The 13,777-nt window shown below is 56.6% G+C and carries 16 protein-coding genes; all 16 read left to right on the forward strand.

The window, feature by feature from the left end:
- Positions 1-3: 3 nt before the first annotated feature.
- Positions 4-1,419 carry a flagellar hook-associated protein FlgK gene (gene flgK / locus KGZ92_04905; protein ID MBS3888625.1) on the forward strand — a complete coding sequence of 472 codons (1,416 nt, stop codon included), beginning with the start codon at positions 4-6 and terminating at the stop codon, positions 1,417-1,419.
- A gap of 2 nt (positions 1,420-1,421) precedes the next feature.
- The gene (gene flgL, locus KGZ92_04910) at positions 1,422-2,342 is read left to right on the forward strand and encodes a flagellar hook-associated protein FlgL (protein MBS3888626.1); all 921 of its coding nucleotides are present in this window, start codon (positions 1,422-1,424) and stop codon (positions 2,340-2,342) included.
- Between the two features lie 9 nt (positions 2,343-2,351).
- Positions 2,352-2,780 (forward strand): flagellar assembly protein FliW, encoded by a 429-nt coding sequence (gene fliW, locus KGZ92_04915; GenBank protein ID MBS3888627.1) that lies wholly within the window; start codon positions 2,352-2,354, stop codon positions 2,778-2,780.
- Positions 2,774-3,028, forward strand: coding sequence for a carbon storage regulator CsrA (gene csrA, locus KGZ92_04920; protein ID MBS3888628.1), 255 nt, complete (start codon positions 2,774-2,776; stop codon positions 3,026-3,028). Before fliW ends, csrA begins: the two co-directional genes overlap by 7 nt.
- 75 nt (positions 3,029-3,103) lie before the next feature.
- Positions 3,104-4,621: a flagellin gene (locus tag KGZ92_04925; protein MBS3888629.1), complete on the forward strand. Its 1,518-nt coding sequence runs from the start codon at positions 3,104-3,106 to the stop codon at positions 4,619-4,621.
- 567 nt (positions 4,622-5,188) lie between these two features.
- Positions 5,189-6,730, forward strand: coding sequence for a flagellar filament capping protein FliD (gene fliD / locus KGZ92_04930; protein ID MBS3888630.1), 1,542 nt, complete (start codon positions 5,189-5,191; stop codon positions 6,728-6,730).
- Between the two features lie 38 nt (positions 6,731-6,768).
- Complete coding sequence (gene fliS, locus KGZ92_04935; GenBank protein MBS3888631.1) at positions 6,769-7,146, forward strand: flagellar export chaperone FliS; 378 nt, start codon at positions 6,769-6,771, stop codon at positions 7,144-7,146.
- Positions 7,136-7,591 (forward strand): hypothetical protein, encoded by a 456-nt coding sequence (locus KGZ92_04940; protein MBS3888632.1) that lies wholly within the window; start codon positions 7,136-7,138, stop codon positions 7,589-7,591. Before fliS ends, KGZ92_04940 begins: the two co-directional genes overlap by 11 nt.
- Positions 7,592-7,606: 15 nt before the next feature.
- Positions 7,607-7,978: a flagellar protein FlaG gene (locus tag KGZ92_04945; GenBank protein ID MBS3888633.1), complete on the forward strand. Its 372-nt coding sequence runs from the start codon at positions 7,607-7,609 to the stop codon at positions 7,976-7,978.
- A 120-nt stretch (positions 7,979-8,098) separates the two neighbouring features.
- A complete protein-coding gene (gene flgB, locus KGZ92_04950; protein ID MBS3888634.1) occupies positions 8,099-8,455 on the forward strand; it encodes a flagellar basal body rod protein FlgB in 357 nt (118 codons plus the stop codon).
- A 2-nt stretch (positions 8,456-8,457) separates the two neighbouring features.
- Positions 8,458-8,898: a flagellar basal body rod protein FlgC gene (gene flgC, locus KGZ92_04955; protein ID MBS3888635.1), complete on the forward strand. Its 441-nt coding sequence runs from the start codon at positions 8,458-8,460 to the stop codon at positions 8,896-8,898.
- A 9-nt stretch (positions 8,899-8,907) separates the two neighbouring features.
- Positions 8,908-9,210 carry a flagellar hook-basal body complex protein FliE gene (gene fliE, locus KGZ92_04960; GenBank protein MBS3888636.1) on the forward strand — a complete coding sequence of 101 codons (303 nt, stop codon included), beginning with the start codon at positions 8,908-8,910 and terminating at the stop codon, positions 9,208-9,210.
- Positions 9,211-9,223: 13 nt separating this feature from the next.
- Positions 9,224-10,759 carry a flagellar M-ring protein FliF gene (gene fliF / locus KGZ92_04965; protein ID MBS3888637.1) on the forward strand — a complete coding sequence of 512 codons (1,536 nt, stop codon included), beginning with the start codon at positions 9,224-9,226 and terminating at the stop codon, positions 10,757-10,759.
- Between the two features lie 12 nt (positions 10,760-10,771).
- Positions 10,772-11,782: a flagellar motor switch protein FliG gene (gene fliG / locus KGZ92_04970; protein ID MBS3888638.1), complete on the forward strand. Its 1,011-nt coding sequence runs from the start codon at positions 10,772-10,774 to the stop codon at positions 11,780-11,782.
- A complete protein-coding gene (locus KGZ92_04975) occupies positions 11,766-12,464 on the forward strand; it encodes a hypothetical protein (GenBank protein ID MBS3888639.1) in 699 nt (232 codons plus the stop codon). The genes fliG and KGZ92_04975 overlap by 17 nt, the downstream gene beginning before the upstream one ends.
- The gene (fliI, locus tag KGZ92_04980; protein ID MBS3888640.1) at positions 12,461-13,777 is read left to right on the forward strand and encodes a flagellar protein export ATPase FliI; all 1,317 of its coding nucleotides are present in this window, start codon (positions 12,461-12,463) and stop codon (positions 13,775-13,777) included. Before KGZ92_04975 ends, fliI begins: the two co-directional genes overlap by 4 nt.

The raw sequence follows: 13,777 nt of genomic DNA on the forward strand, positions 1-13,777 counted from the left end.
ACCATGGCATCGACATTCTTTGGCTTTAGCATTGCCAGGCGCGGCATGAGCGCCCATCAGGCGGCGCTCAGCGTTACCGCCCACAATATCGCCAATGCCTCTACCGCTGGCTTCTCGCGCCAGCAGGCCGTCTTTCACGCCACCACCCCCTCTGGGGCGGCCACCGGCAACCGTGCCGCTGGCGCAGGGCAGGTGGGCACCGGGGTGCATATCGCCGAAATTCGCCGCGTGCGCGATGGCTTCTTAGATTTTCAGCTGCGGCAGCAGCTCAGCAAGCAGACCGCCTGGCAGGAGCGCCACGAGGCTCTATCTACCGTCGAGATGATACTGATGGAGCCTAGTGAAACTGGGCTTAGCAATGTTTTTGACCGTTTTTGGGGCGCCTGGCAGGAGCTCGCTAAAAACCCCACTTCTGGTGCAGTGCGAGCCGCTGTAGTCGAGACGGCCTCTACCCTGGCCTCGTCGCTCAACAGCCTCGCCGCGCAGTCCGAAGTGCTCTTGTCTGACCTTAATGTTAAGGCCGAAATCGCCGTGGTAGACATTAACTCTTTGTCCTCGCAGCTAGCCGTCTTAAATGAGCAAATCGTTACTAACTTGGGTGCGGGCTTAAACCCAAACGATCTACTTGACCGCCGCGATATCTTGCTCGACGAGCTTTCTAAAATAGTAGATTTTCGCGCCTTAGAGCAGCCTAATGGCGCTATCAATGTGGCCGTGGGTGGCAGACACCTGGTGCAAGAGAGCAGGGCGATAGCGCTGACTAGTGGTCTCGTCAACGGCGAAATGGTAGCTACCTGGCCAGATGGACAGAGGCTAGCCTTCAGCGATGGTAAACTCGCTGGCATAGCTGCCGCTCGCACCTTTATTGCCACTGACTTTTTAGGCCGTTTAAATACCTTGGCCTCCGAACTGCATGAGAGCGTTAACAGGGCGCATGCCAATGGGCGGTCGCTTGACTCTGCGAACCCACTACTAGGGGCAAACTTTTTCGAGTTGCCCGCCACCGCCACCGGGCAGGAGGCGCGTCATATTCGCGTCGACCGCGACATAGTGGCCAACCACAACCTGCTACGCGCGGCGGGGCCTGCTCCGGCGGGGCTCTCTGACGGCAGCAATGCGCTAGCCATCGCCCGTCTGCGCAATGCCCTTATGCCGAGCGGCACGGCCTCGCTCGAGGGCTACTTTGCCGGCATCGTCACCGACCTTGGCGTCGAGACCCAGCAGGCAGAACGCATCATGCTAAACCAAGAGTCGCTCATGAGTCAGCTACAAAACCGCCGCGAAGAAGCGGCCGGGGTTTCGATAGACGAGGAGCTCGCCTACATGGTGCAGTTTCAGCATGGCTACCAAGCCTCGGCGCGCCTCTTGGCTACCCTCGACGAAATATTGCAGACCATAATTAACTTAGGGAGGCAGTAGCCATGCGCATTTCCAACGCCACCCTGCGCAATAATGTGATGCGTAACCTACATAGTAGCCTGCGCGAAATGAACGAGGCACAGCGGCAAATGGCCTCTGGCCGCACCGTACAAGTGCCCTCCGACAACCCCATCGTGGCGGGGCGTCTCTTAAATATTAATGCCACCATGGCCGAAAGCGCGCAGTTTCAAACCAATGTGCAGGACGGCATCGCCTGGCTTAATATGACAGACGTCACCCTTGACGCCGTGGGCGAGGCGCTGCACCGCGCCAGAGAGCTAGCCATCGCCGGAGCGAGCTCCACCTTGCCCCCCGATGTGCGCGCCTACAACGCCACCGAGGTCGACCAGCTGCTGCGCCATGTCGTCTCACTGGCGAACTCCTCTTTTGACGGTAGCCGTCATTTGTTTGGCGGCACGCACCATGGCGGCATACCCTTTGCCTCTAGCGAGGCACCAGATGGTACTTTGCAGCTGCCTACTGTTGTGCCCGGCGCACCCGAGGGTAGGGGCGCCATCAGCTACGAAGTGCTGCGCAATATTGAGATGCAGGTCAATATCCCCGGGGCGGAGCTCTTTCAAGACGGCGCTAACAGTGTTTTTGGCGCCCTAACTATGGCGCGCGACGCACTGCGGGCCACTCCCACGGCGGATGTACAGGTCTCCTTAACGGCCCTGCAAGATGCGCTTAGCGCAGTGCTTGACGCCCGCGCTACGGTGGGGGCACGCCAAAACAGGCTCGACATGATGGATGCGCGCTACAACGACGAGCGCACCACTCTAAGCGAGCTTAGATCTAAACTGGGCGATGTCGACATGGCCGAGGCCATTATGAATTTTAATGTGCGCGAGAGCGTCTACCAAGCCGCCCTAGGCGCCGCCGCGCGCGTCATGCAGCCCACCTTGCTGGACTTTTTGCGCTAGAAGATGCTGATGCAAATCGTAAGTAGCCGCCTAGGTGAGCTAGAAGTATCTGCTGACGAAGTTATTAATTTTAGCGACGGCTTCCCAGGCTTGCCAAGCTGGCAGGCCGCCGTGCTACGCCAAACGCAGGTCGCGCCCTACCTGCTGTGGCTGCAGTTTGTGCACGACAGCGAGGCCGCTTTTTTATTGGTCGACCTAGCTATAGCTTTGCCCGACTACGACCTCGCCCTAGCCCGTACCGCCGCCGAGTTAGGCGAGCAGGCGCAGGTCTACGCCATCGTCTCCGTGCCAGGCGGCACCTTAATCCGCGCCACCGCCAATCTTTTAGCGCCCGTCGTCATCACCTTCACCCCCGCGCTAGCAGGCCGGCAAGTAATATTGCACGACAGTGGCTACCCTCTGCGACACACCCTCTTTATTGAGGACGAGCCATGTTAGTCCTAGCGCGCAAAGTGGGCGAGAAGCTACGCATCGGCGACCATATCGAGGTGGTGGTAGTCGAGGTCAAGGGCGACACCGTGCGCCTAGGCATTAAAGCCCCGCGCGGGGTGGCTATCTACCGCCAAGAGCTCTACGAGGCCATACAGCGCGAAAACGTGGCGGCTAGTCAGCTGCCGGCGAATCTATCTCTAAAACAAAATGAGAATTTACCCCTAAAGTACCCACCACCCCTGCCGATAGAGTAGACGAGGGGCCCGGCGCGCGACGAGCCAAAACTCAAGCGGCAAGGAAGCCGCCGAGAAAATCAAGGAGGAATAGAAATGAGAATTAACGCCAATATGTCCGCCCTTAACACCCATCGTCAACTGAGCGCCAACCAAGCTAGCACCGGCCGCTCGGTAGAAAGGCTATCTTCGGGTCTCCGCATCAACCGTGCCGGCGACGACGCCGCAGGCTTGGCCATCAGCGAAAAAATGCGCGGCCAAATCCGTGGTTTGTCACAAGCCTCGCGCAACGCGCAAGACGGCATCTCCATGATTCAAACTGCCGAAGGCGCGCTGAACGAGACACATGCCATTCTGCAAAGAATGCGTGAGCTTGCTGTTCAGTCGGCGACAGATACCAATACTACTGACGACCGCCACAAGATTCAGTCTGAAGTAGACGAACTCGCCAGAGAAATCACCCGTATCTCTAACACGACGGAGTTCAACACCCAAAATCTTTTGGCCGGCGGCCTTAACAACAGATTCCACATTGGCTCAAACGCCAACCAATTCATGGATTTGTCGGTCGTGGCAATGGATGCGCAATCTCTAGGCGTTGCTGGTTCTGTTTCGGTTTTGTCTGGTGCGTTTGGCGCCCGTAATTCTGGCATTACTAGCGTGACGAACATTGGGCGGAACTTGGCCGAGCGCCATGATTACAACATTGATGTGGTTCGGAGGGCGGCAACTGGGTCGGCTATAACAGCTAGCCCCAGCACCCCGGCCCCACCCGCCCTTGCTGCTGCTCCCGCTGATCTCGTTGTTACTGGATTTAACCGCACTTCTGATACGGCTTATTTGTTGCGTGTAGCTGGAGTAAATGCGACACCCGGCGACAATCACGTTACAAGCTTGGAGTTCTCTCGCGATGGTGGTGCGACATGGGGAACGGCAGGAGTGGGAGGAACAGCCGCGAACATAGTATTTACGTTTGATGGCATTACCCTCAACACTAGTGATGGTGCTGGTATAAGCCATGCTGTCGGCAACACTTATAGTTTCACAGCCACCGTAGCCAGTGCGACTTTGCAGTTGCAGGCTGGAGAAACAAATATTGGCAGTGCAGTAACTGTGCGCGCAGGCATGACTAGTGCTGAGCTTGGTAATGAAGTGACAGGGCAAACGCTTACTGCGAACTTTAATTTTAACGACCTTTTCGTCGCGACTACAGGGCCTTTTGGTACAGATAATTTTATCATTAGCCAGGGACAATCTAGTGCGGCGGTCACTTCTGGGGGAGTAGTCTCAACAGAAGCCGTTGCGAGGGCAGGTATTCTTGTTAACACGCAAGTTACTGCAAATAATGCGATTACCGTTATTGACAATGCACTTACTTCGGTCTCTACCGAGCGCTCTAAATTGGGTGCTATCCAAAATCGCCTCGACCACACCATCGCTAACCTAGGCACCTCGGCTGAGAATTTAACCGCCGCCGAGTCCCGCATTCGCGACGTTGACATGGCAGAAGAGATGATGGAGTTCACCAAGAACAATATCCTCTCCCAGGCTGCCCAGGCCATGCTCGCGCAGGCTAACCAGCTGCCCCAAGGCGTGCTGCAGCTCCTCCGTTAGTTCGCCCTTCGTCGCTAAGTCACACCTCGTAATTACTCGCCTCCACCTCGGTGGAGGCTTTTTTCTTACCACAGAGGAGTTGGGAGACGATTTTAACCACAGAGGACACAGAGGCGTGGAAAAGAGAGGAACAAGGTGTGGGTGTAGCTTGCATTTAGGTCCTTGTTTCTCTCTTGCTTTTCTCTGTGACCTCTGTGGTTGATAAACGGTCCTCCCCACTCTAACTTCTTCCTTCCAACCTCCAACCTCTAATTCAGGTTCTCTGTGGTTGATAAACGTTCCTTCCCCGTGGCGAGGGCTTGGGAAACGGTTGCGCGGCAGAGGGGACGCTGCGACAGCGGGAGCGCTGTCGCCTTCCTGTCGCCTCTCTTCCGCCTCTCCACCTCTTCTAACCTCTCACCTCCAACCTCCAGTTTCCCGCCTCTAGTTTCCTGCTTCCAGTTGCTTACTTCTGATTTCTTGTTTCTGACTTCTATTTTCTTGCTTCTATTTTCTTGTTCCTCCTAAAGTCCCCCCCTCTACTCGCCGACTACTTAAGCGAGACTATGTAGTAAGTGGGGGCTTAGCATGAACGAAATTCGCACTGGCATGCGCTTTGGGGGCCTGGCCACGGGGCTTGACACCACCACCATGGTGCGCGACCTCGTGCGGGCGGAGCGCATACGCGTAGACAGGCTTACGCAGAACCGCACGCAGCTTGAGTGGCGGCGCGAGGACATGCGCACGCTCAACACCCAACTAACCACTTTGCGCAACCGCGCCTTTGATATGACGCTGCAAGGTAGCTACCGCCGTTTTACCGCCACCACCACCAACGACCGCGCGGTAACTGCGGCACCCACTGGCGCTGCCTCGGCCATGGGTTTTGAGTTTACGGCCATTAACCGCTTGGCCTCCTCAGCCACGGCCACCTCGGCGGGTAGCATTGTGGTGGCACCGCATACACGCATAGACCCTACTGTTCCCCTTAGTCAACTGATCTCCGCCGGGCAAATTGATGGCGCCCCGCTCGCCGGGGCGACCAGCCTTACGGTCACTCTCTTTAACCACAACCAAGCCGGCACAAGGGTGAGCGAGACTTTAACAATAAATACTGCGACAGATAGCTTAAATACCGTACTAAACAGCATCAACTCCTCGGCCACCCTAGGGCTGCAGGCCTTTTACGACGAGTTTTCGGGGCGGGTGAGCCTGACCTCGCGCTTTACGGGTAATAACAATGCCGCCGGCGCAGATATAGGCTTTGAAGGCGGGCATGCCTCGTTCTTTACACAGACCTTGCGCCTAAGCCCCGTGCAAGACGGGCAGAACGCGCAGTTTACGCTCAATGGCCTAGCGACCGAGCGCGCCGGCAATACCTTTACCCTGAATGGGGTGGCCTTTACTTTGCGCAACACCCTGCCCGCGGGGGAGAGGGCCACGGTTACGGTGGCCACAGATCGTCAGAGCGTAGTTAAAAATATCAGCGACTTTGTCACTTTGTACAATGAAACGCTCGACCGCTTTAACACGCAACTAACAGCCCCACGTCACCGCGAATTTCTGCCCTTGACCGACGAGCAAAAGAAAGAAATGGGCGACGACGAAGTGACGCGGTGGCAAGAGCGCGCCCGCAGTGGCTTGCTCCGCGGTGATGACCTGCTAGAGCGCGTCGTAGGGCGCATGAGGCGCGATTTTACCGAACCTGTGGCTGACGCGACTCTGACTCTGCGTCAAATGACCGCCATTGGCATTACCACTAGGCACCACACCGAGCGCGGCAGGCTGCACCTAGACGAAAATGTGCTGCAGCGAGAGCTTGAAAAAGATGCGGGTGCCGTAGAGGCCCTGTTCAGGGGGATAGCCACGCGCCTGCGCACCGCGCTAGACAGTGGCGTGCGCGAAATTAATTTACAGGCCGGTGGCACCTCCGGCTTTAACTTGGCTGATAACAGTGTCATTGGCCAGCAAATGCGGCGCCTAGATGAGCGCATCGGGCGCGAAAACGACCGCATCGCGCGGGTGGAAGAGCGCCACTGGCGGCAGTTTACAGCCCTTGAACGCGCTATGGACCGTATGAATTCGCAGAGCGCGTGGTTGTCGCAGCAGTTTGCCGCTCCTAGCCAGTAGTAGGCTGCACGCGCAGAGCAATGTAAGGAGGAATACACATGGCCATGCCTAACCCCTACCAAGTTTACCAGCAACAAAGCGTAATGACGGCCTCACCCGGAGACTTAACTTTGATGCTCTTTAATGGTTGCCTTAAGTTTATGGGGCGCGCCGAGCTAGCCCTAGAGAAGAAGGACTTAGCGGGGGCGCACGAGGCCTTGCTGCGCGCGCAAGACATCATTGCCGAGCTTATGTCTAGCCTCGACATGCAGTACGAGCTTTCGGGTAATCTACTGGCCCTCTATGAATTTATTTACCGCCACCTTGTGCAGGCCAATATTAAGAAGGACCCGTCGCTTATTGCCGAAGCTGTGGCCTTGGTGGCAGAGCTGCGCGACGCCTGGGCGGAGGCTGTGCAGGTGACCCGTGCCCGCTAAAAAAGAGGCCGCTGGTTTTCTTGACCTGAGCGCCCTTTTGGGCGAAGAAAAACAAGCCGCGGCAGAATTTATACGCCTGACAGGGGCCATGTATGACCTCTTGCTCACGGGCGAGTACGAAGCCCTAGAGGCTCTGCTTAATGAAAGACAGTCCTTTATCTCGCGCACGGACGAGCTTAAGGCAAGGGCCGATTTACTTTACTTAGAGCTTCGCGGCGGTCTCTCTAGCGAGGGCTTGGCAGTTTTTTACGCGCGAAAGGATGAAGTTGCTAAGCTGTGGCAGGAGGCGCGCCAACAGGACAAAGTAGTGGCCGAAAAAATGCATGCCCTGTTGCTAGAGCTACGGCAAAAGCTCTCGGATGTCAGCAGCTCCAAAAAAGGTCTCATGGCCTACGCGGCCAGCAGCCGTCCCGACATTGCTCGCGCACTAGACGATAAATTTTGAGGGGAAGGGATTTAGGTGAAAGTACAAGGCACTGAGCCAGTGGTAATGGCCAAGGTAGTGGATTTGACCGCGCGCCAAGAAGTAAAGGATACTCGTCGTACCGCCATTGACATGAGCCTGCATTCGGAGCCGCAAGGCGGCGCTCCCGCCGAAGCGTTGCCCCGTGACCTCACTAGCGACGAGGTTGTCGACCGTTTAAACATGGCCATGCGGGCCCTTTCGACCCGGTTGAAGTTCCAAAAGCATGAGGGTAGTGGCCAATTTATGGTGCGCGTCATCAATGAGCAGACGGATGAAGTTATTAGAGAGATACCCGCCGAGCGCCTGCTCGATCTCTTGGTGCATTTGCGCCGTATGGTGGGGGTTTTGGTTGATGAAAGGGCCTAAAACGCGCCTTACCCCGTTAGTTCCGCATTTTTTAATGGGGAACTAATTTTTTTTGCAGGAACAGGCGTTCTCCTTGTCGAAATATGTCTGCATAGCGCGATAAGGGGAGGTTGTTGCCGTTTGACTGTAAATATCAACGAATTGCTACATAGAAGTCTTGATGTCGCGGCCTTGCGTCAGCGCACTATTGCTAACAATGTAGCTAATGCCAACACACCTGGCTTTAAGCGCAGCTTTGTCAGTTTTGAGGAGCATGTACAGAGTGCTATCGCCCGCCGCAGCCTGTCGGAGCACGATTTGCAGCCACGCCTACATCAAGACCGCTCTACCAGTATGCGCGAGGATGGCAACAATGTCAGCGTGGAGCATGAGATGGTGCTGATGGCGGCTAACACTGTGCAGTACCAAGCTTTAGCCCAGCAGCTCAGCGAAAGGTTTTCGCTCTTGCGCTATGTCATTAACGATGGGAGGCGCTGATAATGCGAATTTTTGCCAGTATGGCCACCAGTGCCTCGGCGCTAGCTGCCGAAAAACTGCGGATGGACATGGTGTCCAAGAATGTCGCCAATATGAATACCACTCGCACGCCCGAGGGCGGGCCTTACCAGCGGCGTAAAGTCATCTTCTCTGAGTTAGTCGAGGGCGCGGCGCGTAACCGCTTTGTGCGCCTGCCTACGCGTGGGGCGAGCCGTGGGGTGATGGTGTCGCAAGTGGTGGTAGACGATGCCCCGCCGCGCATGGTACATGACCCAAGTCACCCTGACGCTAATGCCGAGGGCTTTGTGGCTATGCCCGAAATCAACTTGGTTAATGAGATGGTCGACCTTATTACGGCCACGCGTGCCTATGAGACCAATGTGCAGGTGCTAAACGCCAGCAAGTCGATGCAGCTACGCGCTTTAGAAATAGGAAGAGGGTAGGTGGAGTAGATGATTAGAGCCATTCCCCCCATAGCTCCCTTGCAGCAGCTTGGCGCAGCCCCGCAGGTGGCCAACAGTGACCGGGCAGCGGGGGGTAGTTTCGCGGCACAGCTCAACGAAGCACTAAATGAAGTTAATGCCCTGCAGCTTAAGGCCGATGACATGGCTACGAAGCTTGCCTTAGGGCAGATTGACGATGTGCATCAAGTCACCATCGCCATGGAGAAGGCGGCACTGTCACTGCAGTTAGCAGTGCAAGTGCGCAACAAAATGGTGGAAGCCTACCAAGAAATTTCTCGTATGCAAGTCTAGGGGGAGATAGCTGGTGGCTACAGGACAAAATCTGCTTAATTGGTGGACAGGGCAGGACCCTCGTCGGCGCACCATGTGGGTGGTGCTGGGGCTAGCTATCGTGGTGGCAGGCTCGTCGATGCTCTTCTACACGACGCGCGTTGACTTTGCACCACTCTTTACTGGCATTGAAGCTGAGCAGGCGCACTCGATTGTGGAGTCACTGCGGCAGCAACAAGTTAACTACCAGCTCGCCGATGGCGGAACCTCGATCTTGGTGCCGCGCGAGCAACTGCATGAACTGCGCATACGAATTGCGGGCGAGGGGCTGTACAACAGCGGTCTTGGTTTTGAGCTGTTTGACGAGGCTCGCCTCGGCTTAACGGACTTCGAGCGCCGTATTAACTACCAGCGCGCCCTGCAAGAAGAACTGCGCCGCACCATTGCCGCCTACCCGGAGGTAGACCAGGTGCGAGTGCACCTAGTAATCCCGGAACGCACCGTCTTTGTGCAGCAGGCTGAGGAGTCTAGTGCCTCGGTCACGCTTAAATTGCGGCCCTTTAGCACTCTGTCGCAGGAGCAGGTAAAGGGCATGGTCTACCTAGTGGCCCTAAGTGTGCCGCGGCTTAAGCCCGAAAACGTGACCATTGTCGATGTGGGCGGGCGTATACTTACGCAGGGCCTTAACTTAGGCGAGGGCCAAGTCAGCCCCACGGTAGCTAGGCAGGGTGAATTACAGCGCGGCTTTGAAAGAGAGATAGAGGTCAAGCTTCTCGGCATGCTAGAGCGCATCTATGGACCCGGGCAGGCGGTGGCCGTGGTGACCGCCGACCTTAATTTTGACCAGCAATCGGTGACCCAGATTGTCTTTGACAGCGCGGGGCAGGTAGTGCGGAGCGAACAGGTGCGCGAAGAGACCTTCACCGGCCCTGCGGGGCAAGTGGGCGGGGTGGCCGGCTCGGCCTCTAATGTACCAACTTACCCGACCGGCAGCGGCCAGGAAGGCACCTCTACTTACAGCAATGTAGAGACCACGCGTCAGTTTGAAATAGGCACGACCGAAACAACGACGGTAATCGCCCCTGGGCAGGTGCAGCGCCTTTCTGCCGCCGTAACCGTTAATGCCGAGCTGTCGGAGGCGCAGCGCACGGAGCTTGGCAACATGGTGCGGGCGGCCATTGGCTACGATGAAGAGCGCGGTGATTCCATATTGATTTCGGCTTTAAACTTCAGCCTCGCCCATGTGGAGGAGGCACGTCTCGAAATGGCTGAATTCGCCAGACAAGAGCAGCTGCGTCAGTACATAGAGTGGGGCATGATGGGCGCGGGTGGCTTGCTCGGGTTTATATTGTTACTTGTAGTGATGGGCCGCATGAGGAAGGCGTCACAGTTTGAGGTGGCTAAGACCCAGGCTGTGAACTTAGTGCCGCTCGAGCAGGCCTTAGCCGAGGCCGCCGCGGCCAAGACCATTATTGAGTCTGATGAAGCCTTGAACAAAGTTAAAGAAATTGCCAAGCAGCAGCCCGAAGAGGTGGCCTTGCTGATTAAGGCATGGTTCAATGAAGGATAGAGGGGGATTTTCTTGCCAAGGGAAAAGCGCGCCAGTGGGCTACGGAAAATCGCCGCCCTACTGATATCTTTGGGCCCGGAGGCCTCGGCCAAGGTGCTGAAGTTGCTGCCGGACGAGGACATAGAGGTTATAACCGCCGAGGTGGCCAATACGAGCCGTATCGAGCCTGAGTTTAAGGCCCAGGTTTTATCTGAATTTATGGACGTACACCAGGCGCATTCATACTTGCTCGAGGGCGGCGTCAAGTACGCCCGCGAAATGCTAGACCGTGCCCTAGGTCCGTCCAAATCGACAGAGATTATGCGCCGCCTGACGCAATCTACGGCCCTCAAGCCCTTTACTTTTGCCCGCAAGATAGACCCCAAGCAACTAGGTGGAGCCATTGCCGAGGAGCACCCGCAGACGATTGCCCTAGTTATGGCCTACCTAGAACCGGAGCAGTCCTCCATCATTATGTCGATGCTGGCTCCTGAAGTCCGTGCCGAAGTAGCCAAGCGCATCGCCACCATGGAGCGCGTCTCGCCCGAGGTAATAAACGAACTCGAAGGCGTTTTGTCGAGCAAGTTTTCGGCCTTTTCGCAGCAAGACTTTTTTGTGGCGGGCGGCATGAAAGCCCTGGTGAATATTCTTAACCGCGTGGATCGCGCCTCAGAGAAGCTTATTTTTGAGCATCTGGAGCGCGAAGACCCCGCCCTAGCCGAAGAAATTCGCAAGCGTCTCTTTGTGTTTGAAGATATTATTGTGCTCGACGACAGCGCCATTCAAAGAGTCATCCGCGAGATTGAAAACCGCGAACTGGCCATGGCCCTTAAGGGGGCTGGCAGCGAGGTCAACCAGCGCATTATGAAAAACATGTCAAAACGCGCCGCGGAAATGCTTAAGGAAGACCTCGACTTTTTGGGCCCCATTCGTTTGCGCGACGTGGAAGAAGCGCAGGCGCGCATCGTGGCTGTTATTCGCAAGCTAGACGAGGCGGGAGAAATAGTCATAGCGCGAGGTGGGGAAGATGCCATCATTGTATAAAAATGCAGTGGTACACGATAACCAGGGGCGCACTATTCCGGTCTCGCATGTAACCATGCCGGCTCCGCAGCTCGACCAAGAGGGGCTCCAAGAGGCCCGCCTCGCCGAATTGCTTAAGGCAGCACGCGAGGAGGATAAGCGCAAACTAGACGAACTGCTGCTCGCCCATAAAGAGGAGCTAAACACCCTGATGGAGGCCGAACGAAAGAGAGTCTACGAAGTAGCTAAGCGGAGTGGCTATGACGCTGGCCTGGCCTTGGCACAAGTTGAGGCCGAGCAGTTGATGGCCGAAGTACGGCACTGCTACCATCAATTAGAAGTTGACCGCAAGGTTTTTGTCGAGTCCTGCCAGCAAGAAATTTCGGCGCTCATACTTGGTGTCACCGAGCATCTCTTGCGGCAGGAATTAACGGCCTCCTCGGCCGCACTGCCTGGACTAGTGGCCTCGGCCATTAGCGAACTCGTGGTGCGCCGACAAGTCGTGGTCTTTGTGCACCCTAGCCGTGTGGCCGAGGTGAACGAGGTTTTCACCCAGTGGCCCTTGCCGCTAGATGGGCAAGCGCTGTTAGTGAGGGGCGACCCTACCCTAGACAAAGCCTCGTTTCGTGCCGAGGACGACTTGGGAGCTGTGCTGGTCGACTTGCCGGTGCTTACGGCTAAGCTCAAGCTAGCACTGACATGAACAATTTTTCTTACGATTTTACCGGTTCTCTCGTGCGCACCAAGGCTAATGTCACTTGGCAGGCCAGAGGCCGCGTGACCGAGGTCGTTGGTCTTACCGTAGAGGCGAGGGGCTTTCGCGCCTCTATCGGCGAACTCTGCCGCATTGGGCAGGGGGAGGAGGCCATCGAGGCCGAGGTAGTCGGCTTTAGTGGGGACAAGCTTTACTTATTTCCGTTTCGTTCTCTTTATGGTATCTCGCCGGGCAGTGTAGTCGAGCCTTTGCGGCAAAAATTGGTTGTGCACTGCGGCGAGCATATGCTCGGCCGGGTGATTGATGGGCTGGGGCGTCCCCTGGCGGGGATAAGTTCTATGCCTTTAGGCCAGGCCTACCCCTTAGACCAAGCGCCGCCTAACCCTATGAGCCGTACGCGTATCGAAGATGTACTCGAGACAGGTGTTAAGGCCATTGATTTATTTCTCACTGCGGGGCATGGGCAGCGCCTGGGGATTTTTGCCGGCAGCGGTGTCGGTAAGAGCACCATCCTCGGCATGATTGCGCGTGGCAGTACCGCCGACTGCAATGTTATCGCCTTAGTGGGGGAGCGCGGCCGCGAAGTGCGCGACTTCCTCGAGAAAGACCTTGGCCCCGAGGGGCTACGACGTTCTGTGGTGGTGGTGGCCACCAGCGACCAGTCGGCACTGCTACGCATCAAGGCGGCGCTTACGGCAACTGCGGTGGCCGAGTACTTTCGCGACCAGGGGAAGAATGTCATGCTCCTTATGGATTCGGTCACGCGTTTTGCCATGTCACAGCGCGAAATCGGCCTCGCCATTGGCGAGCCGCCCACCACGCGCGGCTACCCGCCCTCCGTTTTTGCCCTGCTACCCAAGCTCTTAGAGCGTTCGGGCACCGGCGAGCGCGGCGCCATCACCGCCCTGTACACCGTCTTGGTGGAGGGGGATGACATGAATGAGCCCATTGCAGATACGGTCAGAGGCATTTTAGACGGGCATATCGTGCTGTCGCGCCACTTGGCGGAGCGTAACCACTACCCTTCGATCGATGTGTTGCAGAGTGTGAGCCGTTTGGCGACGGAATTGGCGGCGACAGAACATTTGAAGTTAGTGTCCGAGTGCCGCTCGCTGCTGGCGGTGTACAAGCAGAACGAAGATTTGATTAATATTGGCGCCTACATCAAGGGTTCTAGCCGCGAAATAGACGAGAGTATCGACAAGGCACCCCGCATTATGGCGGTGCTCGCGCAAGGTATTGACGAACGCTACTCGCTCGAGGAAGCATTGTCTGAGCTACGAAAAGTTATGGCGAGGTGA

This window comes from Bacillota bacterium, assembly GCA_018333655.1.
GTDB lineage: Bacteria > Bacillota > UBA994 > UBA994 > UBA994 > BS524.